Raw genomic sequence first — 25,954 nt, 5'->3', positions numbered from 1 at the left:
GCCTGCCGATGTCCTCCGAGAAGAACAGGATCTCCGCACCGTCCGAGAGGGCCGCGCTGTGCACGCCGCCGGTCTCGAGATAGAGTTTCGAGATGGTGCGGAACTTCTGCAGCAGGTTTCGGATGCTCTGCAGCGACAGGGTGCGCTGTTTGACTTCGATCCTCCGGTCCGCTTGGCTCCGAAGGGTGGAGAACGTGATGCCTTTGCCGCAGCCCGAGGAGATCGTCCTTTTTTCGAAGAGGCTTGCGAAATCGGCCGGAAGATCGGTGAGCTCGACGCGCACGGCCATCTCTTTTTCGATGACCTCGAGCCTCTTGATCGACTCTTTCTTGCTCAAGATGCCTTCGGAGAGAAGGAAACCCACGGCGAGCTCTTCCAATTCGGAAGGCGTGCAGAGAAGGGTCACGAGCGGTTCATTGTTGATGATGAGGGTGACAGGCAGTTCCGAGGCAACGATGTCGATCACTCCATCGACATGGTTGTCCGTCACTTTCAAGATGGGAGCTTCCCGCTTGGTTTCCACGAAAAGACTATAGCATGGCGCAAAAGCATTGTAAAGCGGCGCAAAAAAGGCCCCCGGGATGTTCCCGGAGGCCTCGGATGGTCATTGATCGGCCGCTAGAAGTTCACGTTCAGTCTCGCCGAGTATTCGCTTATATTCGAGAAGTCGCCTTCCAGGACGATATTGATGAAGGGAAAAACTTTGATCTTGGTGCCGACAAATCCCTTGGATTTCATGATGTCTTCTTTCTGGGGACGGTTATTAAGAGGTACCGTAGAATTTGTTGTGTGGGGGTCGCTCGTGATCCAGACCTCGCCGACGCCTGCGTAGGGGGTAAAGATCAGGATGCCTTTGCTGATGGACAGGTCAAGCGATTTGGTCGAAAGGTCCAGTGCATCAACTCCGGAAAGTTTGGTATACGCTCCGCGGATAGCGATGGACGGTGTTACCAAGCCTCCGTTCAGGATGGCCCACTTCACCTCAGCACCGACCAGTTTGATGCCGCTCACTTCTGCGTAGCTTACGCCAAAATCAATCGGGATGATCGGAAGACCGACCTGCACATGCACCCGCGGAATGTAATAGGCATCCGGGAGGTTGCCGGCCCCGCTGGCAGTGAAAATGTTGTTCATCTTCTGGAAGTACTGCTTGCTCGTGTCCACCTTTACGTAGGACGCTTCCACGCCGGCATCGAACCCGGGAAGTTTGTCCCCCAGAGCAGCGGCCGACGCGAGGGGGATATAGCTCACGGCCATCCCGAAATCCTTGCTGAAGGACCTGAAGTCATCCTGGTTCAAGTTGTCGATATTAATATGTGTCGCTGCCCTGGCGGGAACCGTCATGACAAGCACGAACAACACTGCGAAGAAAAATTTTTTCATAAACTCCTCCTTAACGAGACCCGTGCCCGAAATGCATAAGCTAATCGCACAGTGCTTTCGGTTCATACAAAGGTATCAAAGGCCGTCTTGTTTGTCAAGGAATTATAGAGCCGGTGCTCATCAGGATCTCTGGTCCCGCAGGGGGAAACGCCTTGACAGGAACAGCCTGCTGTGTTAGTTAAAGAGTGAAAATTTAGAGGGAGGTGATTATGGCAGGTTTGACTCGATTCGGTGTTTCGATCGATGATAAGCTTATCAAGAAGTTCGACGCGCTCATATCCCGGAAGGGTTACGCGACCCGTTCCGAAGCAATACGCGATATGATCCGCGATATGCTCGTCGAACAGGAATGGGAGGCAGGCTCGCAGGAGACGGTCGGGACGATCACGATCGTCTACAACCACCATACGCGCGAACTCGATCACGCCCTGAATGATATGCAGCATCAGTCCTTCCATCAGATCGTCTCGGCGCTCCACGTTCATCTCGACGCGCATAACTGCCTCGAAGTACTGGTCGTCAAGGGCAAGAGCCGGGACATCAAAACCATCGCAGACAGACTGATCGGCACCAAGGGGGTGAAGCACGGCAAGCTGACCATGACCACGACGGGAAAGGAATTGATGTAAGCCTACGGTACTGTGCGACGGGCTCAGTCGGCCGGCGCCGGCCGCGGGCTTCAACCCCATTGAGTAGTTGTGCAATGTTTGTCTTCGGTTCGATTCAGAAGCCGGGTTTCTCTATTTTTGAGACAGAGGTTTCGTCGATTTTCCTCACTCGGCTCAACCCATCTTTCATAATTCACAAGCCAATCAAACTTAATAACCTCGTTTCACTCCATAATTTTAAAAAGTGACTTGACAGTCGAAAAGACATGTGCTACTTTAATTAAAATCGTAGCACAGTATTACACAGATTGTAGAATCATACCACCAACGCAGTTCCCGTGGTTGTTCTCTGTCTTCTTGAACTGACAAATGCGGCACTCTATCGAAAGAGAATGATTTCGAGAGGTAGGCATGGATCAGGCAATCTGCCAAAGAGCTGCAACCGTCGGATTCTGGGATGGTTACGCGCGCTGGTATCAGCTCTGGATGGAGCATACCGGGTATCACGAAAAAATCCTGGATGTCTTGCTGGCGAAGGCAGAGCCTTTGTGGACAGTACTCGATATCGGGTCGGGGAATGGCGTTCTCTCCATGCCCCTGTGCGCGATCGGATGCGAGGTAACAGCGCTTGAGCCCTCTGTGGGGATGAGAAATCTTCTTTTTTCCGAGGCAATGAAGCGCGGCATTGAGTGGCTCACGGTCGATGACCGGACGTGGGAGCAGGTCCCCCTGTATGCCTACCAGAACCTGGATCTCATCATGGCATGCAACAGCCTGCATTTGACCGAACTCGGTCTTGCTCAGGCGCTCAACCGCATATTCAGGTTCAATCCGAAACGGGTTTTTCTCATTTCGGAATTGTATCCCGGGATCGAGATCGAGCCTCTCTGCAAAGACTACAATCTGCAATTTACCCTGTATTGGCAAGCCGAGAGTTCCTTTGCCTATCATCATATCGGCGAGGCATTGGACCACTGGACATTTAAAAAGGGGGCGAGGTTGACCGAGGGGGAAATGCGGGAAATTTCAACGTCCCTGGTTTTGTACGACGATCACTACTGGATGAAGGACAACGCGACAATCGGCATGTTCTGGTGGGAGAAAGATTCAGCAGACAAGGGAGAGGTACTATAAAGATGGAATGGCTCAGGGTCTTGATCGATTACGGAATCATGGGGATATTGCTGCTCTTGAGTATCGCGGCCGTTGCAATAGCTGTGGAGCGGCACCTTGTCTTTAAGAATATCAGCATAGACTCGTTTCCCGACAAGAAAAGTCTGGAACTTGAACTTACTCATAAGCTTCACCTTATCGCGACCATTGGAAGCAATGCACCCTACATCGGGCTGCTCGGCACGGTGCTCGGCATTATGCTCACTTTTTATACCATGGGCAAGGAGGGGTTCATGGACTCGGGCAAGATCATGACCGGTCTGTCGCTGGCGCTCAAAGCCACGGCTGCAGGGCTTCTTGTCGCCATCCCGTCCGTAGTGCTCTACAACCTTCTGCTCAGAAGGGCAAAAGTCCTTTTGATGAAGTGGGAGATCAAGCATGAACGAGAAAGAGTTTGATTATATCAATGTGATCCCGCTCGTTGACGTGATGCTGGTGCTGCTCACCATCGTGCTCACGACATCGACCTTCATCGCCACGGGAGCCGTCCGGGTGGAACTCCCCCAGGCGTCAAAAAGCCCCGCAGAGATATTAAAGACCCAAACCATTGAAATTGACGTCAGCGGCAACATATATCTGAACAGCCGTCTTACAGCGCTCGATGAATTGAAGATCTCGCTGCAAACTACGCCCAGGGAAACTCCGCTTCTCATCAGGGCTGACAAAAATATCCGCTTGCAGGCTTTTGTCGATGTCCTTGACGTCGTGAAAAACCTCGCCTTTAAAAGGGTCAGCTTGCAGACGCAAGAGATGAGATGAAGTACCAGCTTGCCGGTCTACAGGTATCCCTGTTCATACACGCATTGCTCTTTGCGATCGGCTTCGGATCCAATTACTTTTCGATCGCGACAAGCGCTCCCATTCCCATCGAGCTCGGAATGCTCACCAGTTCCGGGCCTGCGCCGGTCAAGGTCGCGCAGCCGGACAGGAACCGAGTTCACAGGGTCAAAGAAACGACCAAACCGGTTCAGCAGCCGGAAGCACTCTCTCAGACAGCAGTGGCCGAGAGACCGCTGGTGAAGAAGGAAGATTCTGCCCCTCAACCGGTGACGAACGAATCTTTATCAGCGGGCCAAACCGCGCCTGCAGGCTCGGTAATCGGTCCCGTCTTTAATGCTGATTATCTGCATAATCCGAAACCGCCGTACCCGCTTATTGCGCGGCGGTTGAAGCTGGAAGGAACGGTCATCGTACGGGTGTTGGTTAGCCCGGCGGGGAAGGCTGAGATCGTCCGCATGGGAGTGAGCTCTGGAGCGAGTGTGCTGGACCAGGCAGCGTTGAATGCCGTGCAAGGGTGGTCTTTCGTACCAGCGCAGCAGGGAGGTCAGCCGGTTTCCGCCTGGGTGGATGTGCCCATTCGTTTTCGCTTGACCGAGTAAAGTTGTCCGAATCGCAGATGAGAACTGAAAAAAACATGACTAATTTCCTGGAGGTGATTATGCAAAAGGGTGTCAGCAGTCGGCTCATTGTCAAAATTGTTGTCGGCATCTTGTTCTGTTCCGGATGCTTTACAGAATATGTCCTTGCCGGAGGAGTCCAGACGCTTAATACCGTAGAAGTGACCGATTCTGCGGAAAATCTGGTGGGGTCGGCGGACTCGGCAACGGAAGGGACCATCACGCCCAAGCAGATTGAAGACCGGCCCATACTGCGGACCGGCGAAATTCTTGAAGAAGTTCCGGGCCTTGTGGTCAGCCAGCACAGCGGCGAGGGCAAGGCGAACCAGTACTATCTGCGCGGATTCAACCTCGATCACGGGACCGATCTCGCGGCCACGGTGGCAGGCATGCCGATCAATCTGCCGACCCATGCCCACGGGCAGGGGTACCTGGACCTGAACTTCCTGATGCCGGAACTCTTGAGCGGCGTCCAATACAGAAAAGGGCCCTACTACGCGGACCAGGGAGACTTTTCCGCTGCTGGCGCCGTCATCATGGATTACCGCAATGTGCTGGAACACAACATCGCTGTACTGACCGTAGGGGACAACGGCTATCGACGGGCTTTGGTGGCGGGCTCCCCGGAGCTTGCCGGAGGGCATCTGCTTTATGGCGTCGAAGTGTACCATAATGACGGCCCCTGGGTCCAGCCGGACGATTACAATAAAGTCAATGGAGTGCTTCGCTATAGCCGGGGTGATGCGCAGAACGGCTACAGTATAACCGCCATGGGTTACAACGGCACCTGGAATGCCACGAACCAGGTCGCCAAGCGCGCCGTAGATAAAGGCCTGATCTCTCGTTATGGCACCCTCGATCCCACGGATGGAGGAAATTCGTATCGCTACAGCCTTTCCGTGGAAGGGCAGAAGACAACGGAGAATTCGGTTACCAGGGCGAATGCATATCTGGTCAAGTATAATATGAATTTGTGGAATAATTTTACGTACGCACTGGAAGACCAGGTGCATGGCGACCAGTTCGAGCAGTCCGATAACCGGATCATATCCGGTTTCAGCGTCAGCCAGGATTGGATAACGAAGCTGGCCGGCCACGATACGGTCAATACGATAGGTTTGCAGGTACGCAATGATGACATCAAACCGGTCGCGCTTTACCATACCGTGGATCAACAGCTGCTTTCCATAACGCGGCAGGACGATGTCATCCAGACCAGCGTGAGCGTCTATGCACAGAACCGTTTTCAATGGTCGGAAAAATTCCGCAGCATAGCGGGGATCCGCGGAGACTTCTACCGCTGGAAGGTGGATAGTGATAATCCTCTTAATTCCGGCGAGGCCCACGCCTCCCTGGGGAGCCCTAAACTGAGCCTGATTTTCGGACCCTGGGAAAAAACAGAGTACTATGTAAATGCCGGATATGGTTTCCACAGCAATGACGCACGGGGAACGACCATGACCGTAGACCCGCAGACGGGCGATCCGGTCAGCAAGGTCACCCCCCTTGTGCGGGCCAAGGGGCTTGATATCGGGGCGAGGACAGCGGTCATCCCGCATGTGCAAAGCGAGCTTACCCTCTGGTATTTGTATCTGGACTCCGAGCTCACCTTTGCCGGCGACGCCGGCATAACCGAGCCGGGCTTTCCGAGCCGCCGGTACGGCGTGGAATGGGCAAACTACTACACACCGACCCCATGGTTCACCCTTGATGCTGATATAGCCGCATCTCATACCCGCTTTATCGGCGATCCTGTCGGACCCTACATTCCCGGTTCACCCGAAGTGGTGGCCTCCGCCGGAGCTTCTATTGACAGCATTGACGGCTTTCTTGGCAGCCTGCGGCTGCGCTATTTCGGACCGCGGCCACTGTATGATGACAACAGTGTCCGGTCCGACTCGTCCACCCTCGTGAATGCGCGGGTCGGCTATAAATTCAGCAATAACTGGCGCCTGTTCCTTGATGTTTTGAACCTGTTTGACGCAAAAGTCAGCGATATCGATTATTTTTACGTGTCCCGGCTGCCGGGTGAGCCCCCGGCAGGTGTAGCGGATATTCACACACATCCGGAGGATCCGCGGGAATATCGCCTTACCCTGTCCGCGAGCTTCTGATAGCCGGAGATAGAGTGATACAAATAATGTACACTAAGCATATGATTACCGAAAATCACAAATGTGGGTCAGCTGAATACAATTTAATGATAATAGATTTCAGGAGGGGGACATGATAAAATCACTCGCGATGCGGCTTGTTTATGCGATGCTTTTGTTTGTGCTTGTGGCTTGTGGTAGTGGGGGGGCAGGTGGCAAAGAACCAACATCGAGCGGCCTGTTCGGCGTTGTTTGGTCAGGTGCTCAATTTGCGGGAGTGGGAAACAGCGGCATGATCCGAACCTCCCCTGACGGAGTATCGTGGACTTTCCGGAACTCCAGCACAGTAAACTCACTGCTGAATGTAGCATGGTCTGGAACGCAATTTACAGCAGTGGGCAATAATGGGGCCGTTCTCACTTCTCCTGATGGAGTAACGTGGACTATGCGGGCGTCGGGAACTTCCCGAGACCTCTATGGTGTTGCCTGGTCCGGATCACAGTTCGCCATAGTCGGGGGTTCCGGCGCCATTTTTACTTCTTCGACGGGAACGCAATGGACTCCGCAGACCTCGGGCACTTCCGAGAATCTCTACGGCCTTGCCTGGTCCGGGACACAGTTCGTTGCAGTCGGGTATGCCGGCACAATCCTCACCTCTCCAGACGCAGTTACTTGGACAGCACAGACTTCGGGTATTGCAGATCCCCTCGGTGGCATCGTCTGGTCCGGGACACAGTTCGTGGCAGTAGGAAATGCCGGTGCTATCCTCACGTCTCCCGATGGAGTGACGTGGACAGCTCAGGCATCCGGAGTTGAAAACGGTCTGAGCGGCATCGCATGGTCCGGAACGCAATTCGTGGCAGTAGGAGACACGGGAACAATTCTAACCTCCCCTGATGCCGTAACATGGACGCCATGTGCTTCGGGCACTACTAATTCCCTGTTTGGCGTTGCCTGGTCCGGGGCCCTGTCTCGGTTTGTGGCCGTGGGATGGAGCAACGTCATACTCACCTCTCCGGACGGGGTAACGTGGACACGGCGTTCTTAGTCTTTGAGCATGAGTGCAACGCGCGTTGATTGCGCAAGTAAGAGTGAAGTTTACTACGATCTATGCTCTCAGTCATTCCTGCTTGGCACGCTGATAACTGATCGAGCACAGCTGATCGCCTGTTCATTGCTGCCGAAATTCATCGGCACAGGATAATTCCACGTTGAAAGGAGCGAACCATGAAAGGCAAACATCCGCACAAGCATGAGCACGAACACAAGCATCAGCACGATCATGAGCATGAACACACGCATGGGAAAGAAGCCCATGAACATCAGCACGGCCATGAGCACGAGCATCCCCATGAACATGAACACGCGCACGAACATGGCCACGTAGCAGGCGAAAAGGGACATGACCACAAGCACACTCCGGCTGAGCATGGCACTCACGAACACAAGCATCCGGGGCATGAAAAGGAACCTCATAAGCATTCGCACTGATATGATGTATGAGCCATAAGAAGCCCTCCTCACCGGGATTGTAAGCATCTTTTCGTCATGAGCGGACTGTTCTCAAAATTGAAGGTGGACAATAATGCACATTCCTGACGGATATCTGGGGCCTGCAACGTACGGCACGATGTTTGCCGCGACCATTCCATTTTGGGTGGCCGCATCGTATAAGTTGAACAGGACCCTGAAGTCTAAACAGGCCCCGTACCTTGCGCTCGGCGCCGCATTCAGCTTTGTTATCATGATGTTCAATATTCCCATTATCGGCGGTACAACCGGCCACGCAACGGGTGCCACCCTTATCGCTATCCTTCTCGGGCCCTGGGCCGCGCTGATCTCGGTGTCCGTCGCCCTGATCATCCAGGCATTGCTGTTCGGCGACGGGGGCATAACAGCTATCGGGGCGAACTGTTTCAACATGGGTGTGGTCGGGGTATTCGTCGGTTACGGCATATACCGCCTCATCGCGACTCGTTCTGAAACAGCGAGCAGGCGGAGGCTGGTCGCCGGCGCGGTTGCGGCCTATGTGAGCCTGAATGTTTCTGCCTTGATCGCTGCGGTTCAACTGGGCATACAACCCCTGCTGGAACATTCCTCAACGGGCCAACCGCTCTATTCTCCCTTTCCTTTGAGAATTGCTATCCCGGCCATGGTGGGGCAGCATCTGCTGTTGTTCGGTTTTGTGGAAGCTGTGATAACGGCGCTTGTGATCAAATACCTGCAGAAGAATAATCCCGAGATGTTGAACCAAAAAGCGTGAGGGGAATGGGGTCCCGTGATGAAAACGGCAACGAAATTATGGATCGTCATCGGCATACTTGCCCTCCTTTCACCGCTTGGCATCATCCTGCCGAAAATGGTCGGCGCCGGTGGAGCATGGGGCGAGTGGGGATTGCCTGAGATCGAAAAGGCCGTGGGCTTCGTGCCTGAGGGCATGAAACGTGTCGCGGAACTCTGGAAAGCGCCTCTCCCGGACTACGCATTGCCTCATCAGGGTAAAGGACTGCTTGCCGAAAGTTTTGGGTATGTGCTTTCCGCGATCATCGGCATTGTGTTCACGGCGGGGGTCATGTATCTTCTCACAAAACTGCTGGGACGCAAGAGCGGAACTAAATAGAGATCTACCAATCGGAACGGTGGCGGTTTTGTCACGAACGAACTTTTTGGATAAGACACTTCTCGCGGTTGCGCATGTAGCGGAGCAGTCCCTGTTCTCCGAGACCTATGCGAGAGGACGGGGATTGCTTCAGGCGCTTGATGTCAGAATAAAGTTGCTCTGTTTCCTTTGCATCCTCGTCATGGTAAGCGTTCTCCGCTCGCCTCAATCATTGTGGGTGATGTACGGTGTGAGCCTCCTGCTTGCGGTCATGTCCCGCGTTCCGCTCGGATTTTTCCTGAAGCGGGTCTGGATGTTCGTGCCGCTTTTTTCTGCCGCCATTGTCCTGCCCGCGCTCTTCAATGTTGTCACACCGGGCGATCCGGTCCTGGTCATTATGAAGCTTGCCCGCAGTTACTCCTGGGGTCCTTACACAATTCCTGCTGAAATCGCTGTTACGCGCCAGGGGCTCTGGGGTGCGATTGTATTCGTATCGCGCGTCGCCGCATCGGTTTCCTTTGCGGTGCTGTTCACGCTTACGACCAGGTGGAATATCGTCTTTTCCGGCCTCCGTGCCTTATTCGTTCCCCGCATATTCGTGATGACGCTCAGCATGACCGAGCGTTATATCTTCGTGTTCCTCCGATTGATTCAGGACATGTACCGTGCCCGGAAGAGCAGGACCATCCGGTCCCATTCGACGGCGGAAGAACGGAACTGGACGGCCTCCCGTATCGGCGTTACCTTCAATAAATCCATCGACATGAGCGAAGATATATACAAAGCCATGCTCTCGCGCGGGTTCCACGGTGAATTCCGCACGCTGGAGCGGTTCCATATCTCCCTCGCGGATATGCTCTGGCTGGCGTCGGTCCTGCTGGCAGGGGTAACGCTCATTTTGTTCGAGAAGGGACTCCTTCATTCATGAACGCGTTCAGTCTTCGAAATGTCTCTTATTCTTACGGCAATGGGCATCCTGTCCTGGCGGACTTAAGCATCGACATCGGTGCCGGCGAACGGATCGCTATCCTCGGCGCGAACGGAACAGGAAAATCAACACTCCTTTCATTGCTGGATGGCCTGGCGTTCCCGCAAGAGGGCATCATCCATGTATTCGGGAAACCGCTGTCAGAACATTCACTCGAGAACAGCTCCTTTTCTGAAGATTTCAGGAAGCGCGTTGCTTTCATTTTTCAGAACCCCGATGTGCAGCTGTTTTCATCATCCGTTTGGGAGGAAGTCGCCTTCGGGCCGCTGCAACTCGGCTTTTCCCGCATCCAGGTGGCCTCGATCGTCGAAGATCTGCTTGACACGCTCCGCATCAGCGACCTCCGGGACCGGCCCCCGTATACGCTGTCCGACGGTCAGAAAAAGAAGGTGGCCATCGCGTCAAGCCTGGCAACGGACCCCGATGTTCTCCTGCTCGATGAGCCGACGAACGGCCTGGACCCGAGGACCCAGGTCTGGCTGATCCAACTGCTGGACGAACTGCACCACAAGGGGAAGACCATCATCACCGCAACTCATGACCTTTCGATCGCAGGGGACATCGCGGAGCGGGCGATCGTCCTTTCCGAGGAACACTCAGTTGCCGGTGACGGTCCGTTCTGGGATATCATCAACAACGAAGATCTTCTTCTCAAGGTCAACCTGATCCATGAGCATGCCCACCGCCACGGTCAGAGCGCCCACGTGCATCGGCACGGCCACTTCGGGCACTATCACGCGAACGGGGGCTCATTACCCTACAACCACGAACATCATGGCGAAGACCGCGACAGCTTCCAGACAGGGGCCCCGGAAACCGGTGATCTGAAGAAGCTTCTTATCATGCTTGAGCACTGGATAGATCACGGCGACAACCACGTCGAGAGTTACCGTGAATGGGCTGACAGAGCGATCAGGGCAGGGGAAGGGGAGATCGCCAGGGAGATCCATCTCGCGATCGCCGAGGAGGACTCGGCAAAAAACCATTTCAAGCGAGCAAGAGATGTCATCGCGGAAAAAATAGGGCTGAAAGATTAGCCGCTCGGGATAGCGATCTAACTTGCATTCATGCTGAACTCTTTGTCTTTGTTCAATGCGGATTGCCCTGGGTAAAAAGAGAATGAAACATTCTTTCAAGTGTGTGTCTGATGAGATCCTGAAAACATTTCCATTCCTTCTCTCTCGATAACGGATTTTCAGGAGGCAGGGGTTTGTACGATGAACCCGGTCCCTATGCAGTTCTCGTTCGCGATAGCCTCTCTCGAAAATCTGACGCTCCTCTCAAAAACGGGTGATGGCGATTCTCCCGTTTCCTTGTCGTTTTTTGCTTAAATTTACGGTATCCTTCGGAACGGTCTTTTCTTTCGCGACAATATCTAAAATATCTTAAAAACGGCTTGACACCGGGGAGGCTCTGTGGTATTTTGCGCGCATAAATTGAAAATGAATATCAAAATCAAAAGGAGCCGTCCGTGAGAACACGCGTACTGGCAGGACTCGTTTCCGGTTTTATTGCCTTGTTTCTGAACCCCCTTCTGGCCCTGGGAGACGCACCGCAGAAGATCCAGGACAATTCGTTTCTGATCGAGGAGGCATACAATCAGGAGCGAGGTGTGGTGCAGCATATTCAGACCTATCAATATCTCCATAAGGCCAAGACATGGCTTTATACCTTCACCCAGGAATGGCCGGTGCCAGGGCAGACCCACCAGCTGTCGTACACCATACCTGTAGATCACCTCAACGACGGCGGCTCTACTGGCATTGGAGATGTCGCTCTGAATTATCGTTATCAGCTGATCATGAAAGAGCATTTGGCTGTCGCTCCCCGATTTTCCGTGCTTCTTCCAACAGGAGATTACAAAAAAGGGCTGGGGAACGGTGCTGTAGGATATCAGACAAATCTCCCCGTAAGCGTGGAATTGTCTGACTCGTGGGTAACGCATTGGAACGCGGGAGCTACCTTCACGCCGGGTGCAGAGGGCGCATCAGGTATTCATGCGGATACAAGAGGATACAACCTCGGTGCGAGCATCATCTGGCTGACATCTGAGAATTTCAATATTCTCACCGAGGCTCTGTGGAGTTCCGTCGAATCGGTCAATCTGGACGGCACGAAAACGGGCCAGAGCAGCTTCTTTATCAATCCCGGCGTACGATTTGCCATCAACAAGCCGTCAGGTCTGCAGATAGTCCCCGGATTTTCCTTTCCCATCGGCATCGGCTCCTCCTATCGCGAGTATGGCATGTTCTTGTATCTGTCGTTTGAACACCCACTGTTTTAGAGATCGGCACGGATTTCCTCTCGAGACAATTCGGTTGCAAAGTGCGGCATTTCGGGTATATTCTACTGGTCACCCTGATCCATGAACATGTCCTTTGCCGCGGCAAGACCACCCTGTCCATTGATAGGACAGCGCGGCCACCTGAACACCGACTGGAGGCTCCATGCACGACAACCATAAACATCACAGCCACCACGATCATGACCATGAACAGGCTCCCGGAGCCGAAGATCTGAAGAAGCTCCAGCTCATGCTGGAGCACTGGATCGAGCACGACGACAGCCACGTTGAAAGCTACCGCGAATGGGCTGACAAGGCGAGCCGGGCGGGGGAAGAGGATATCGCCAAGGAGATCCATCTCGCGATCTCGGAAAGCGATGCCGTGAAAAGCCACCTGAAACGGGCGAAGGCCATCCTCGCGGCAAAGATGGTGCTCCGGAAATGATTTTGCCGCTGATCAATGTGGATATTTTCTCAGAATAACATCAAGAGATATTTATTTACCACGGATGAACACGGATGCGTAAGAGCCGGCTGAAAGATCCTCAATTACATGGTCTCTCAATCGTAAGGTGTCTTGGTTCACTATTTTTTTTACCTCACTCGCGGACATTCGCGGCTGAAGCGAGCTGTTCTTCTTTCCTTCTAAACGTGTCCAACGATCTATTAAGGAGACTACCATGCCGGACATGAACGATACGGACCTGCGGGATGCAATCCAGTTCCACGGCCACCTGTGCCCGGGCCTTGCCCTGGGCTACCGCGTTGCCAAGGCCGCGCTTCGGGAGCTCAAGGCCGACCGGCCCCATGACGAGGAGCTCGCGGCGATCGTAGAAAACGACTCCTGCGCCGCCGACGCCATCCAGTTCATAACGGGCTGCACCTTCGGCAAGGGGAACCTGATCTTCCGGGATCACGGGAAACACGTCTACACGCTCTTCAACAGGAAGACCGGGCAGGGGGTTCGCATCTCCGAAGATTACCGAGGCTTTGAACAGGATCAGCGTTTTCAGGAGCTCAAGAAGCGGCAGGAAGCGGGTGAGAACGTCGCTGAAGAAAAAAGATCGCTCATGATGGAAAAAGCAGGAGCGATCCTGAAGGCTGACGAACGGGAAATCTTCAGCGTCCTGCCGATAACCTCCCCACCGCCGGAAGAAGCACGGATCCGCGCCTCGGTCCGCTGCTCTCAATGCGCCGAAAAGTTCATGGAGTCCCGCGGCCGCGTCAGGAACGGAAAAATCGTGTGCATTCCCTGCTTCGAAAGGGAATAACCGTACAATATCCTTGACTTTGCACGCTCCCGAAGTTATTATAGCCGTGCTCTTTCAGCCAACCTTGTAAAAACCAACAGAGGAGAAATCGATGAAAAATATCCTTGTTATTCCGTTGCTTGCCTCCTTCTTGTTTTCGGGATGCGTCATGCAGTCTACCTATGCTGCCAAGGCTAAGGAATCGGAAACGCTGACGGCGCAAGTGGACAAGCTGCAGTCCGAGGTGGTAACGCTCACCGCGGAAGGGAACACGCTCAAGAAGGAACGCGATACCGCGAAGCAGGACAATGCCGCGCTCCAGGAAAAAGTGAGCGAACTGTCGCAGAAGGCGGAAAAGGCCGAACAGCTCGAGAAAGCGACCCAGACCTACCAGGACCTGCAGAAGAAGCTCGAGAAGGAGATCCAGCAGGGCCAGGTGCAGATCACCGAGATGAAGAACCGGCTGACCATGACCATGGTCGACAAGATCCTCTTCCCCTCGGGCAAGACGGAGATCAGCAAGGAAGGGAAGAAGGTCCTTGACAAGGTGGTCAGCATTCTGAAGGACGTGAAGGACAAGCGGATCCAGGTCGAGGGGCATACGGACAATGTCCCGATCGTGAGCGACCTGAAAAAGCGGTACCCCACGAACTGGGAGCTTTCGACCGCCCGCGCAACCGAGGTCGTGCGCTATCTCCAGGAGTCCGGCGGCATCGATCCCAAGCTGCTGTCGGCAACAGGATATGCGGAATACCAGCCGGTCGCGGACAATGCGACCGACGAGGGCAGGCTCAAGAACCGGCGCATCGAGATCGTGCTGCTGCCTCTGCTCAAATAGGAAACGCGATGTTCACCGGGATCGTGGAAGAAATGGGGAGCGTGAAAGCGCTCCGGCGTGAAGCGGGCGCTGCCCGGCTGGCCATAGCGGCATCAACGGTCCTCGGCAATACCGCCATCGGCGACAGCATCTCGGTGAACGGCGTCTGCCTTACCGTCGTCGAGATGAGCGCGGACGAGTTTACTGCCGATGTTGCCGTCGAGACGCTCAGCGTCACGAACCTCGGGGAACTGAAGGCCGGGGCACGGGTGAACCTGGAGCGGGCGCTTCAGCTCTCGGCCAGGATCGGCGGCCACCTGGTGAGCGGGCATGTCGATGCCGTGGGCCGCATCCGGTCCCGGCGCGAAGAGGGAAGCGGCTGGCGCATCTTTTTCGATGCGCCTGACAGCGTTCTCCGGTATGTGATCAAGAAGGGCTCCATCGCCATCGACGGCATCAGTCTCACCGTCGCCGACGTGGACCGAACGGGGTTCTCGATCGCGATGATCACGCACACGGCGAAGCTCACCACCCTGGGGTTCAAGTCCGCGGGAGACAGCGTCAACCTCGAGACGGACATCATCGGCAAGTACATTGAGCGGCTCCTGTCCGGCAGGGTCGAAGGCGGCCTCACCCTGGAACAGTTGAAGAGCGCGGGATTTGCATAAGGAAAATTCAAACAACAATACTCGGAGTTCACAGTTAAGGAATGCAAAACCCCTTCTGTTCCTGATTCTTTGACATTGATGTGGCATTGTTATTTTGAACTTTGAAATCGAAGGAGTGTTGCAGAATGAAGTTCAATACGATCGAAGAGGCAATCGAGGACATCCGGAACGGCAGGATGGTTATCCTCGTGGACGATGAGGACCGGGAGAACGAGGGCGACCTGACCATGGCTGCCGAGGCGGTGACGCCGGAGGCAATCAATTTCATGGCCACGCACGGCAGGGGTCTGATCTGCCTCTCGCTCACTTCCGAGCGGGTGGAGCAGCTCCAGCTTCCTATGATGACCACCGACAATACGTCCTCCTTCGGCACCGCCTTCACGATCTCCATTGAAGCGAAGAAGGGCGTGACCACCGGCATATCGGCCGCGGACCGGGCGACCACGATCAAAACGGCGATCAGCCCGAAATCCCGTCCTGAAGACCTCGCCCGCCCCGGCCATATTTTCCCACTCCGCGCGCGCCCGGGAGGAGTCCTGCAGCGTGCCGGCCAGACGGAGGGATCCGTCGATCTCGCGCGTCTCGCCGGCCTGTATCCCGCGGGCGTCATCTGTGAGATCATGAACGACGACGGGAGCATGGCGCGCGTGCCCCATCTGATGGAGTACGCAAAAAAATTCGGACTCAAGATCGTGACCATCAAGGACCTGATCGGCTACCGGGTGAAGAAGGAGTCGCTCGTGCGGCGCGTGGCGGTCACCAAGATGCCGACAAGCTACGGCGGCGATTTCACCGCCATCCTCTATGCCAACGACATTGATCGCATGAACCACGTTGCGCTTGTCAAGGGAGAGATCAAGCCCGAGGACGACGTGCTCGTGCGCGTGCACTCGGAATGCCTGACCGGCGACGTGTTCGGGTCCCAGCGCTGCGACTGCGGAGAACAGCTCCAGAACGCGATGAAGATGATCGACGACGAGGGCAAGGGGATCATCCTGTACATGCGCCAGGAGGGCCGGGGCATCGGGCTCGAAGGCAAGCTCAAGGCCTATGAACTGCAGGACAAGGGCAAGGACACCGTCGAGGCGAACCTTGCCCTGGGATTCAAGGCCGATCTCAGGGATTACGGCGTCGGCGCGCAGATCCTGCGTGATATCGGCGTCCGCAGGATCAGGCTTCTCACGAACAATCCCAAGAAGATCGTCGGCCTCGAGGGGTACGGGTTGACCGTGACCGGCCGGGTGCCGATCGAGATGCATCCCCACGCCAAGAACATCCATTATCTCAAGGTGAAGAAAAGCAAGCTCGGGCATATGCTGGAAAAAGTATAAGACGGCTCGCGGACCGGAACGAACAATAACATTGCACCATCCAGATCTGCGACAGCAGGAGGCATTGATGGCAAAGATTATCCAGGGAGATCTCTCGGCCAAAGGGCTCAAGTTCGCGATCGTGGCTGCGCGGTTCAATGACTTCATCACGAGCAGGCTGCTCGACGGCGCGCTCGACGCGCTCCAGCGTCACGGGGCCGCGGAGGGGGATATCGAGATCGTCAAGGTCCCCGGTTCCTACGAGATCCCCCTTGCCGCGAAGACGCTCGCCCAATCCAAGAAGTACCATGCCGTTATCTGCCTCGGCGCCGTGATCCGCGGCGCGACGCCGCACTTCGAGTATGTCAGCGCCGAGGTGAGCAAGGGCGTTGCCGCCGTTTCGATGGAGTCCGGCCTGCCGGTCATCTTCGGCGTCCTCACGACCGATACCATTGAACAGGCCGTGGAGCGGGCGGGAACGAAGGCGGGCAACAAGGGCTGGGACGCGGCGCTTTCGGCGATCGAGATGGCGAATGTGATGCGGCAGCTGGCATAAGGGAGACCATGCAGAGACGCCTCGAATTAACGGTATGAAGAGACGCAAAGCCAGGGAACATGCGCTCCAGATACTGTTCCAGCTCGATATCAGAAAGGAAAAGCCCTCTGCTTCCGTCCTGAAGCATTTCTGGGCAGAGTATCCGCCGGACGAAGAGGTGAAGCAGTTCGCGGAAGAGATCGTCCGGGGAGCGTACAAGCATATTACCCGGATCAACGATCTGATCCATCAATGCGCGAAGAACTGGAGCCTCGACCGCATGTCCGTCGTTGATCGGAACGTGCTCCGAATGGCAGTATACGAGATCCTTTACCGCATGGACATCCCCACCAGCGTTACCATCAACGAGGCCATTGAGATCGCCAAGAAATACGGCACCGATGACTCAGGCGCTTTTGTGAACGGCATCCTGGACTCGGTGGCACGGGTCACCGGAAAGCTCGATGAGAGCAGGATCGAAGACTGATCGGAAGGGGAATGCCCGGTTTGACGGTTACCGTACTGTTACAGGACGTCAAAAAGCTCGAATCAGAGGCGCTCGTCGTCGGCTTCTTCGAGAATGTCAGACCCCTCAAAAACCTGGCAGGCGAACTTGACTGGCTGCTCTGCGGCGCACTTTCCAACCTCATTATCACGCACAAATTGCGCGGCTCGCAGGGCGATATCGCCCTGCTGACCTCGCAGGGAAAGGTCAACGCTCAGAAGATATTCATGGTCGGCCTCGGACCCGCTGCAGCGCTTACACCCGGCGCAGTATCCGACGCGGCTCGCAGGGCGATGGCCAGCGTGATTCGCGCAGGCGCACAATCAGCCGCCATGGAATTTTTCCCCATCCCCGCCGCCTCCTATGACGTCGCAGTGCCCGCTCTCTGGCAGGGTTTGTCGGCCGGGATCGGAGCCGCTCCGATGAAGGTCGCGCTTCTGGCGAAAGACGCAGCGGCATACGATAAGATCCTGAGGCTGGTGCATGAACAGCGGCTGAACGCCGACCCGAAAGGCTGACCGGGCGTGCGCGGCGCCCCATCAACGATCAGCGGCAGGAGAGCAGGAGACCGGAAGAGATGATCCCTCGCTACAGCAGAGCGGAAATGAGCGGCCTGTGGGAACCGGAGGCCAGGTATCGCGCCTGGCTCGAGGTTGAGCTCCTGGCGTGCGAAGCCAATGCGCGACTGGGTTTGATACCGAAAAAATCCCTGGCGGCCATCAGGAAAAAAGCGGGCTTCAGCGTCGACCGGATCGATGCGCTCGAAAAGATCGTCAAGCACGACGTTATCGCTTTCCTGACCGCGGTGGGAGAGAAGGTCGGACCCGATTCGCGGTACATTCACCTTGGCCTTACGTCGTCCGATGTGCTCGACACCTCCCTGGCGTCGCTCATGCGGAAGGCTTCTGACATCATCATCAGCGACATCCGCGTTCTTTTGAAGACCCTGAAAAAGAAAGCGCTGCAGCACAAGAACACGGTCATGATCGGCCGCTCGCACGGGGTCCATGCGGAGCCGGTCACGTTCGGGCTCAAGATGGCGCTGTGGTACGAGGAAATGGTTCGAGCCCTCGATCGCATGGAGCGGGCGAGGGAAGTGATCAGCGTCGGCAAGGTCTCGGGAGCCGTGGGGACCTTCGCGAACATCGATCCCTCGGTGGAGGCCTACGTGTGCCGGAAGATGGGGCTCAGGCCGGAGCCCGTGGCGACGCAGGTCGTGCAGCGCGACCGTCATGCCGAGTTCCTTTCGACGCTGGCGCTCATCGCCTCGTCGATCGAAAAGTTCTCGGTGGAACTGAGGCACCTCCAGCGGACAGAGGTGCTCGAGGCGGAGGAGTACTTTTCAGAGGGTCAGAAGGGGTCCTCGGCGATGCCGCACAAGCGGAACCCCATCTCGGCGGAGAACCTTTCCGGCCTGGCGCGGGTGGTCCGGGCGAACGCCGTGGCCGCCATGGAGAATGTCGCCCTGTGGCATGAACGCGACATCAGTCATTCATCGGTTGAGCGCATCATCATCCCGGACAGCACGATCCTGCTGGACTACATGCTGGCCCGGTTCAACAGCCTGATCGACCGTCTTTTTGTCTACCCGAAGAACATGGAACGGAACATGTCCATTTCAAAGGGCCTCTTTCATTCGGAAACGGTGATGCTGGCGCTCGTCGCAAAGGGGATCAGCCGGGAGACCGCATACTCCTACGTGCAGCGGAATGCCATGGAGGTATGGAAGCACGGCGGGGACTTCAAGGACCGCCTCAAGGGCGACCGGGACATTTACAGGCACCTGAGCGGCAGGGAGATCGACGACTGCTTCGACCTTTCCCATACGCTCAAAAAGGTCGATTTCATTTTCAAGAGAGTTTTTCGAAAAAACAGGAAAGATGCGTGATCCACAGTGTCTGAAAGCAAAATACCGTTCGTTTGCACCCCGTAAACTGCGGTCTGCATCTTCAAGAGGATGTCATTATGTTTGACAAGTTACATGAAGAGTGCGGCATTTTCGGGATCTTCGGCCATCCCGACGCGGCGAATCTCACCTACCTCGGGTTGTATTCGCTGCAGCACCGCGGCCAGGAGTCGGCGGGGATCGTATCCTCCGACGGCAAACGCCTCTACGGGGAGAAGGCAATGGGCCTCGTCGCCGACATTTTCGGCGAGGAGCGCATCAAGAAACTTCCCGGACACATGGCCATCGGCCACAACCGGTATTCCACGACCGGTGACAGCACCGCCATCAACATCCAGCCGATCCTCGTGAATTTCGCCCTCGGCGGCCTCGCCATCGCGCACAACGGCAACCTGGTGAACGCCGGCATCCTGAAGGACGAGCTCGAGGCCTACGGCTCCATTTTCCAGTCGACCATGGACAGCGAGGTGATCATCCACCTGATCGCCCAGTCGAAGGCCGCAACGCTGCATGACCGGATCGTGGACGCGCTCGGCCATGTCCAGGGTTCGTACAGCCTTTTGATCATCACGGAAGAGGAGATGATCGCCGTTCGCGATCCCCACGGCTTCCGGCCGCTGTCGCTCGCCGAGCACGACGGCGCCTATGTCGTCGCATCCGAAACCTGCGCCTTCGACCTGATCGAGGCCACCTACATTAGGGACATCGCGCCGGGCGAGATGGTCGTGATCAACAGCAAGGGCATCAGTTCCTCGTTTCCCTTCAAGCCTGCCCAGCCTTCCCACTGCATTTTCGAATTCATCTATTTCGCCCGTCCGGACAGCATGGTGTTCGGCCAGAATGTGTACACGATCCGCAAGAACTTCGGCAGACAGCTCGCCCGCGAGACCGGCGTGCCCGCCGACGTCGTGATCCCCGTTCCGGACTCGGGCGTCCCGGCGGCCCTGGGGTACGCGGAAGAGGCGGGAATACCCTTCGATACAGGCCTCATCAGGAACCACTACATCGGACGCACGTTCATCGAACCGCGCCAGAGCATCCGCCATTTCGGCGTCAAGATCAAGCTGAACCCCGTGAGGGACGCGCTCAGAGGGAAGCGGGTCGTCGTGGTGGATGATTCCATCGTGCGGGGGACGACGAGCAAAAAGATCATCAAGATGATCCGGAACGCGGGAGCGTCGGAGATCCACATGCGCATCAGCTCGCCGCCGACATCCTTTCCCTGCTACTACGGCATCGATACACCGACACGGCAGGAGCTGATCGCCTCGACACACAGCATCGAAGAGATCAGGAAATACATAACCGCGGACACCCTCGGCTACATCAGCCTCGACGGCATCCAGAAGGTGGTGTCGCAGCCGATGGACTACTGCCAGGCCTGCTTCGACGGGGAGTATCCGGTTCCGTTCCCGGGGGAGAAGATGCTGCAGCTGGGATTGTTCGACAAGGAATGAGAAGGACTTTTCCACGGATGGGCTCGGATGGAATCGCAAAAGATCGAATGAACCGGGCTTGTGCTATCGATGTTAATTCGTGTCATTCGGTTACAAGGATTGAAAGAAGTGGTGCCGAGGCGCAGAATCGAACTGCGGACACGAGGCTTTTCAGGCCTCTGCTCTACCAACTGAGCTACCTCGGCGCGGGAGCGGTCGACTCAACAGAGCGATAAAATAGCAGAGTGGGGGGTTGATTGTCAAGGAATATTTCTCCCCGGACATGCTTCGGCTCCACGGTTGTCCCGGAATCAACTTCCGGTAAAACGATATTCGGGAGTGCTTATATGAATAAGGTCTTTTCCCGTCCCTCCTGTCTGAAGAACAAACCATTCCGGTTCTGTCCGGGATGCAGCCATGGTGTCCTGCACCGCATCGTTGCGGAAACGATCGATGTGCTCGGCATCTGTGACCGGACCATCGGCATAGCGCCGGTGGGATGCGCCGTCTTTGCCTATGACTATTTCGATATCGACATGATCGAGGTCCCGCACGGCAGGCCCCCCGCGATCGCCACGGGCATGAAGCGCTCCAGGCCCGATTGCGTGATCTTCAGCTATCAGGGCGACGGCGACCTGGCTGCGATCGGCACCGCGGAGATCGTCCACGCAGCTGCGCGCGGCGAGAATATCACGGTCGTCTTCGTGAATAACGGCAATTACGGCATGACGGGCGGCCAGATGGCCCCCACGACGCTCATCGGCCAGAAGACGACGACGACGCCGGCTGGCAGGAGTGTGAAGGAGGCCGGCAGCCCGCTCAGGGTGAGCGAAATGCTTGCTTCCCTGGACGGTCCCACGTATATCGAGCGCGTTTCCGTTGATACGCCCAGGAACGTGCTGAACGCGAAGAAGGCTATCCGGAAAGCCTTTCAAAACCAGCTCGACGGGAGGGGGTTCTCGCTGGTCGAAGTGCTCTCCCTGTGCCCGACCGACTGGGGCATGAGCCCGAGCCAGGCGGTCGACTGGGTGCAAGGCAGCATGATGGCCTACTATCCGCTCGGCGTGTTCAAGGACCTGGACAGGGGACACAGCACGGAAACCGGGAAAAGCGGGTGACCATGTATCAGGACGTGATGATAGCCGGCTTCGGTGGTCAGGGCGTGCTCGTGGCAGGCAAACTTCTCGCCTATGCCGGGATGCTCGAGGGAAAGCATGTCACCTGGTTCCCTTCCTACGGCGCGGAAATCAGGGGGGGCACCGCGAACTGCACCGTCATCATCTCTTCCGACGAGATCGGCTCTCCCGTGGTCCAGCACCCGTCTGCCATGCTCATCTTCAATGAGGCCTCCTATAAAAAATTTGAGAACAGGATCAGGGAAAAGGGCCATCTGTTTTTGAACGCATCTCTCGTCCAGGTGAAGCCGACCCGGAACGATATTTCCAGGATCGATATCAATGCCAATGACATCGCCGACGAACTGGGTGATATCCGGATCGCGAACATGGTTATGCTCGGAGCGTATCTGCAGAAAAGCGGCGTCGTCGCTCTCGAGTCCGTGCTCACCGCCCTCAAGCAGGTCCTGCCGGCGCGCCGGCATGCGCTGATCCCTCTGAATGAACGTGCCCTGAGGCGGGGTGCGGACGTATGCTGTAAAAACTCCGCGTGAATGTGACGCTGCCCTTACGGGCTCCCCGGCCGCGTCCGGTGGACAGCCCGGGGCCCCACCATCCCCTCTTCATTGACAAATATGATCATTTCCTGTATCGTGTGCCATATTTCTGAGCATGCAGAGCATGAGGTTCGCATGGTCGCTTCTGCATGCGGGTATGACGGGGCAGGACTGAAACGCGAGGCGCACGGTGATCCCGATCAGAGACATCAATCCGACCGAACGGTTTCCCGTCGTGACACTGCTGTTCATCGTTCTCAACTGCCTGGTGTTCCTGCATGAGGTGCTGCTCGGTCCTCAAGGCGAAGCTTTTGTCACGGCGTTCTCGCTCGTACCGCGGAAGTTGTTCTCGGGCGTTGGGGCGGGACAGGCCGTACCGGCCTGGGCCACCGTCTTCACCTCTATGTTCCTGCACGGCGGCATCCTGCATGTCGCCGGCAACATGCTCTATCTCTGGATCTTCGGCAACAATATCGAGGATTCCATGGGCAGGATCCGGTTCGTCTTTTTTTATTTTCTGTGCGGTGCCATAGCCGCCGGCACTCATGCTTTGGCAAACGCGGGATCTACCGTACCGATGATCGGCGCCAGCGGGGCGATCTCGGGGATCCTGGGCGCCTACCTTATGCTGTTTCCCCGCGCGCGCGTGCTGACGCTGGTGATCCTCGGCTTCTATATACGGACGATCGAGGTTCCCGCCATGGTCGTTCTCGGCTTCTGGTTCGTGCTTCAGTTCCTGAATGCGCTGATATCGGCGGGTACCGGCGCAGGAGTGGCCTGGTATGCTCATGTCGGCGGATTCATTGCCGGGATCACGCTCATTGGCGTGTTCAAGAGGGGCGATGTTCCGTTCGGCGGAAGGAAAAGTGACAGCTCTCTATGATCGTTCCCTGTGAATGCGGCGCCAAGCTCAAAATTGATGACGCGAAGGTAGGACCCCTGGGCGTGAAGATCCGATGTCCCCGGTGCGGCAACATTCTTCCGGTCATGAGACAGACGGGAGAGCCCGCCGCCAGAACCGAGCCCAGACAGGTCTGGCCGATGTTCGCGACGGCGCCTCTCGTCCTCATTGCCCACGACAGCAAGGTTGTGCGCGATATGGTCGCTTCCGTGCTGGAGGAGACGGGCTTCCGCATCGACATGGCCGCTGACGGCGTCGAGGCCCTGAAAAAATGCCTGGAGACGGCGCCGGATGCGCTGGTGCTCGACGTCGGCCTGCCCGGCATCTATGGTTTTGAACTGTGCGAGCGGCTCAGGGGAAATCAACGGACAGCCGGCATCAAGATCGTCCTTCTCTCGTCGGTGTACGATATGAGACGGTATAAGCGGACACCGGTCAACCTGTACGGCGCCGATGACTATATCGAAAAACATCACATCCCCGATTACCTCCCCGTCAAGCTCCGCAATTTGATCGCGCCCGAGCAGGAGGAAGATGCGGAACGGGCCGGAAAAACGAAGGAGCATGTTCTCAGCGAACTGCCTGAAATGGCCAGGCCTCCGGCACGGGAATTTCAGCCATCGCTCCTGGCAGAACGGCTCATGCAGGAAGACCCGCAGCCTCCGGAGGTGCTGGGGCTCGGGATCCCCATGGCCGACACGGAACGCCTGGAGGGCGCCACCGTCCTGCCGGAATCCTTCAGCCTCGACGGGTCGATCTTTCAGAAGGAGGAGTGCGACATACCGCGCGTTGACGCGGCCGACCCCTCCGCGGTGGAAAAGGCGAAACGCTTTGCCAGGATCATCGTGTCCGATATCGCCCTCTATAACCAGGAGGCAGTGATCGAAGGACTGAAAAAAGGGACGTTTTACGAACTGCTGAAGACCGACGTCGACGAAGGCCGCGAACTCTATGAAAAACGAGTGCCCGAGATCATCAGGAAGCAAAAGGATCATTACCAGGAGGCTTTTGATAATTTCATCCGGTCACAGAAGAAGAATGTTCGTTGACAGAAGCGGTAACTTGGTATACTATACGGCCTTGTCGGGGCGTAGCGCAGCCTGGTAGCGCACTTGGTTCGGGACCAAGGGGTCGGAGGTTCAAATCCTCTCGCCCCGACCATTTTTCCATCATACACGAATGAGGGCGTCATGCCGGAAGCTCTGTGTCAGCCCGCATGCGATTCGGCCGTTCATTCGCCTCGCAGTAAGTTCCTTCCGCCTGGCTTCAACCCTGTGCATGCATTGCGTCCCCGGCCTGTACGAGGCTGAGCAAGAATGCACCGGACAGCGGAAGGGGTTTTACGATCCGGGGATAATCGGTCGAGGCGTCCGTAAGCATCGGGATGTCCTGTGGGTTCCGGTTTGAGAGGTATTCATGGGTGAACGGGAAAGACCTGTTGACGACCTGATGGACGCAGAGTCCTACCGGGAGGAACTCGAGGACAAAGGGGAAGCTGAAAAGCCAAGCGCGAACGAGGCCGCCGAGCCGGTCGAAGACAGCTCGTCTCAGCGCGGCCTCGATGCCATCAAGTATTACCTCAAGGAAATCAGGAAGACGCCGCTCCTTACCTTCGAACAGGAGCAGGAACTGGCCAAGCTCATCGAAAAGGGCGACCAGGAGGCCAGGGCCAGGATGATCGAGTCGAATCTGCGGCTCGTCGTGGCGATCGGCAAGAAGTATATCAATCGGGGCCTCCAGTTCTCCGACATCATCGAAGAAGGCAACCTGGGGCTGATCAGGGCCGTTGAGAAGTTCCAGTATGAACGCGGTTTCAAGTTCAGCACCTATGCTTCCTGGTGGATCAAGCAGTCCATCGAACGGGCCATCGTGAATCAAACGCGCACGATCCGCCTTCCTGTCCACATCGCCGAGATCGTCAACTCCTACATGCGGGCCTCCCGGCAGCTGACCCAGTCACTTGGGCGCGATCCTTCCATTGAGGAAATAGCGAAAAAAATGAAGGTCACCGTTGAAAAAGTGCGGAGCATTTCCCAGGTGGTGCGGGAAACGTACTCGCTCGACATGCTGATCGGCGACCAGGAAGAAGACACCCTGAAGGACATCCTTCAGGACAACAATGCCCTGTCTCCGGCCACCGTTTCGGACGAGATCCGCAGGCGGGAGCATATCGATGAGTGGCTGCAGCAGCTTTCCGTCAGCGAGCGGAAGGTGATCGAAATGCGGTTCGGGCTTGTAGACGGGGAGCCCAAGACGCTGGACAGCATCGGCAAGGAGTTCGGGATCACCCGGGAGCGCGTACGCCAGATCGAAACCCAGGCCCTGAACAAACTCAGGCTCATCACCAGGCGAAAGAAGATAGATCTGGAAGAGATGCTGTAACTGACTGATTAGCAGGTTGATTTACGGGCCGTAATTTACCATTTTTC

General features: G+C 56.3%; 29 protein-coding genes and 2 tRNA genes. 27 read left to right on the top strand and 4 right to left on the bottom strand.

The window, feature by feature from the left end; translation table 11 throughout:
- On the bottom strand, positions 1–490 hold a 490-nt coding region (locus VL197_02895), incomplete at its 3' end, for a formate dehydrogenase accessory sulfurtransferase FdhD (GenBank protein HUJ16915.1).
- Between the two features lie 128 nt (positions 491–618).
- Positions 619–1,383: a hypothetical protein gene (locus VL197_02890; protein HUJ16914.1), complete on the bottom strand. Its 765-nt coding sequence runs from the start codon at positions 1,381–1,383 to the stop codon at positions 619–621.
- A 209-nt stretch (positions 1,384–1,592) separates the two neighbouring features.
- On the opposite strand from VL197_02890, the gene nikR reads away from it, so the two are divergent.
- The 6 genes from nikR to VL197_02860 all read left to right on the top strand — a co-directional run bounded on the left by nikR (position 1,593) and on the right by VL197_02860 (position 6,675).
- On the top strand, positions 1,593–2,012 hold the full coding sequence (nikR, locus tag VL197_02885) for a nickel-responsive transcriptional regulator NikR (GenBank protein HUJ16913.1): 420 nt from the start codon (positions 1,593–1,595) through the stop codon (positions 2,010–2,012).
- Between the two features lie 390 nt (positions 2,013–2,402).
- The gene (locus VL197_02880) at positions 2,403–3,125 is read left to right on the top strand and encodes a methyltransferase domain-containing protein (protein HUJ16912.1); all 723 of its coding nucleotides are present in this window, start codon (positions 2,403–2,405) and stop codon (positions 3,123–3,125) included.
- Positions 3,126–3,127: 2 nt separating this feature from the next.
- Positions 3,128–3,562, top strand: a complete 435-nt coding sequence (gene exbB, locus VL197_02875; GenBank protein ID HUJ16911.1) for a TonB-system energizer ExbB — start codon at positions 3,128–3,130, stop codon at positions 3,560–3,562.
- On the top strand, positions 3,543–3,923 hold the full coding sequence (locus VL197_02870) for a biopolymer transporter ExbD (GenBank protein HUJ16910.1): 381 nt from the start codon (positions 3,543–3,545) through the stop codon (positions 3,921–3,923). The genes exbB and VL197_02870 overlap by 20 nt, the downstream gene beginning before the upstream one ends.
- Positions 3,920–4,543: an energy transducer TonB gene (locus tag VL197_02865; protein HUJ16909.1), complete on the top strand. Its 624-nt coding sequence runs from the start codon at positions 3,920–3,922 to the stop codon at positions 4,541–4,543. Before VL197_02870 ends, VL197_02865 begins: the two co-directional genes overlap by 4 nt.
- Before the next feature lie 59 nt (positions 4,544–4,602).
- A complete protein-coding gene (locus VL197_02860; GenBank protein ID HUJ16908.1) occupies positions 4,603–6,675 on the top strand; it encodes a TonB-dependent receptor in 2,073 nt (690 codons plus the stop codon).
- Between the two features lie 1,095 nt (positions 6,676–7,770).
- On the opposite strand, the gene VL197_02855 is transcribed toward VL197_02860, so the two are convergent.
- Positions 7,771–8,115, bottom strand: a complete 345-nt coding sequence (locus VL197_02855; protein ID HUJ16907.1) for a hypothetical protein — start codon at positions 8,113–8,115, stop codon at positions 7,771–7,773.
- Between the two features lie 124 nt (positions 8,116–8,239).
- On the opposite strand from VL197_02855, the gene cbiM reads away from it, so the two are divergent.
- The 15 genes from cbiM to purF all read left to right on the top strand — a co-directional run bounded on the left by cbiM (position 8,240) and on the right by purF (position 20,973).
- Positions 8,240–8,917, top strand: a complete 678-nt coding sequence (gene cbiM / locus VL197_02850) for a cobalt transporter CbiM (protein HUJ16906.1) — start codon at positions 8,240–8,242, stop codon at positions 8,915–8,917.
- A gap of 18 nt (positions 8,918–8,935) precedes the next feature.
- Entirely contained in the window at positions 8,936–9,274 is a 339-nt protein-coding gene (locus tag VL197_02845) for a PDGLE domain-containing protein (protein HUJ16905.1), read from the top strand.
- A 46-nt stretch (positions 9,275–9,320) separates the two neighbouring features.
- Positions 9,321–10,181: a cobalt ECF transporter T component CbiQ gene (cbiQ, locus tag VL197_02840; protein HUJ16904.1), complete on the top strand. Its 861-nt coding sequence runs from the start codon at positions 9,321–9,323 to the stop codon at positions 10,179–10,181.
- Positions 10,178–11,278, top strand: coding sequence for an ATP-binding cassette domain-containing protein (locus VL197_02835; GenBank protein HUJ16903.1), 1,101 nt, complete (start codon positions 10,178–10,180; stop codon positions 11,276–11,278). The genes cbiQ and VL197_02835 overlap by 4 nt, the downstream gene beginning before the upstream one ends.
- A 434-nt stretch (positions 11,279–11,712) precedes the next feature.
- Entirely contained in the window at positions 11,713–12,525 is an 813-nt protein-coding gene (locus VL197_02830) for a transporter (protein ID HUJ16902.1), read from the top strand.
- A gap of 163 nt (positions 12,526–12,688) precedes the next feature.
- Positions 12,689–12,970: a hypothetical protein gene (locus VL197_02825; protein ID HUJ16901.1), complete on the top strand. Its 282-nt coding sequence runs from the start codon at positions 12,689–12,691 to the stop codon at positions 12,968–12,970.
- Between the two features lie 235 nt (positions 12,971–13,205).
- On the top strand, positions 13,206–13,796 hold the full coding sequence (locus VL197_02820) for an FmdE family protein (GenBank protein ID HUJ16900.1): 591 nt from the start codon (positions 13,206–13,208) through the stop codon (positions 13,794–13,796).
- A 148-nt stretch (positions 13,797–13,944) separates the two neighbouring features.
- Positions 13,945–14,613, top strand: coding sequence for an OmpA family protein (locus VL197_02815; protein ID HUJ16899.1), 669 nt, complete (start codon positions 13,945–13,947; stop codon positions 14,611–14,613).
- 8 nt (positions 14,614–14,621) lie between these two features.
- Positions 14,622–15,260, top strand: coding sequence for a riboflavin synthase (locus VL197_02810; GenBank protein HUJ16898.1), 639 nt, complete (start codon positions 14,622–14,624; stop codon positions 15,258–15,260).
- A gap of 125 nt (positions 15,261–15,385) precedes the next feature.
- On the top strand, positions 15,386–16,591 hold the full coding sequence (locus tag VL197_02805) for a bifunctional 3,4-dihydroxy-2-butanone-4-phosphate synthase/GTP cyclohydrolase II (GenBank protein ID HUJ16897.1): 1,206 nt from the start codon (positions 15,386–15,388) through the stop codon (positions 16,589–16,591).
- A gap of 67 nt (positions 16,592–16,658) precedes the next feature.
- The gene (gene ribE / locus VL197_02800) at positions 16,659–17,126 is read left to right on the top strand and encodes a 6,7-dimethyl-8-ribityllumazine synthase (protein HUJ16896.1); all 468 of its coding nucleotides are present in this window, start codon (positions 16,659–16,661) and stop codon (positions 17,124–17,126) included.
- A 34-nt stretch (positions 17,127–17,160) separates the two neighbouring features.
- Positions 17,161–17,592 carry a transcription antitermination factor NusB gene (gene nusB / locus VL197_02795; protein HUJ16895.1) on the top strand — a complete coding sequence of 144 codons (432 nt, stop codon included), beginning with the start codon at positions 17,161–17,163 and terminating at the stop codon, positions 17,590–17,592.
- An 11-nt stretch (positions 17,593–17,603) separates the two neighbouring features.
- On the top strand, positions 17,604–18,128 hold the full coding sequence (locus VL197_02790) for a M17 family peptidase N-terminal domain-containing protein (protein ID HUJ16894.1): 525 nt from the start codon (positions 17,604–17,606) through the stop codon (positions 18,126–18,128).
- 59 nt (positions 18,129–18,187) lie between these two features.
- Positions 18,188–19,498 carry an adenylosuccinate lyase gene (gene purB, locus VL197_02785; GenBank protein ID HUJ16893.1) on the top strand — a complete coding sequence of 437 codons (1,311 nt, stop codon included), beginning with the start codon at positions 18,188–18,190 and terminating at the stop codon, positions 19,496–19,498.
- Positions 19,499–19,575: 77 nt separating this feature from the next.
- Positions 19,576–20,973 carry an amidophosphoribosyltransferase gene (purF, locus tag VL197_02780; GenBank protein ID HUJ16892.1) on the top strand — a complete coding sequence of 466 codons (1,398 nt, stop codon included), beginning with the start codon at positions 19,576–19,578 and terminating at the stop codon, positions 20,971–20,973.
- 109 nt (positions 20,974–21,082) lie between these two features.
- Here purF and VL197_02775 read toward each other — a convergent pair.
- Positions 21,083–21,158 (bottom strand) — tRNA-Phe (locus VL197_02775).
- A gap of 141 nt (positions 21,159–21,299) precedes the next feature.
- On the opposite strand from VL197_02775, the gene VL197_02770 reads away from it, so the two are divergent.
- The 6 genes from VL197_02770 (at position 21,300) to VL197_02745 (ending at position 25,907) form a co-directional block, all read left to right on the top strand.
- Complete coding sequence (locus VL197_02770; protein HUJ16891.1) at positions 21,300–22,070, top strand: thiamine pyrophosphate-dependent enzyme; 771 nt, start codon at positions 21,300–21,302, stop codon at positions 22,068–22,070.
- A gap of 2 nt (positions 22,071–22,072) precedes the next feature.
- Positions 22,073–22,621, top strand: coding sequence for a 2-oxoacid:acceptor oxidoreductase family protein (locus tag VL197_02765; protein HUJ16890.1), 549 nt, complete (start codon positions 22,073–22,075; stop codon positions 22,619–22,621).
- Between the two features lie 193 nt (positions 22,622–22,814).
- Entirely contained in the window at positions 22,815–23,507 is a 693-nt protein-coding gene (locus VL197_02760; protein HUJ16889.1) for a rhomboid family intramembrane serine protease, read from the top strand.
- Positions 23,504–24,574, top strand: coding sequence for a response regulator (locus VL197_02755; protein ID HUJ16888.1), 1,071 nt, complete (start codon positions 23,504–23,506; stop codon positions 24,572–24,574). The genes VL197_02760 and VL197_02755 overlap by 4 nt, the downstream gene beginning before the upstream one ends.
- Before the next feature lie 35 nt (positions 24,575–24,609).
- Positions 24,610–24,686, top strand: a tRNA-Pro gene (locus tag VL197_02750).
- Between the two features lie 255 nt (positions 24,687–24,941).
- The gene (locus tag VL197_02745; protein HUJ16887.1) at positions 24,942–25,907 is read left to right on the top strand and encodes a sigma-70 family RNA polymerase sigma factor; all 966 of its coding nucleotides are present in this window, start codon (positions 24,942–24,944) and stop codon (positions 25,905–25,907) included.
- The last annotated feature ends 47 nt before the right edge of the window (positions 25,908–25,954 follow it).

It is taken from the genome of Nitrospirota bacterium, assembly GCA_035516965.1.
GTDB lineage: Bacteria > Nitrospirota > UBA9217 > UBA9217 > UBA9217 > MHEA01.
This window is presented reverse-complemented; position numbering and strand designations above follow the sequence as displayed.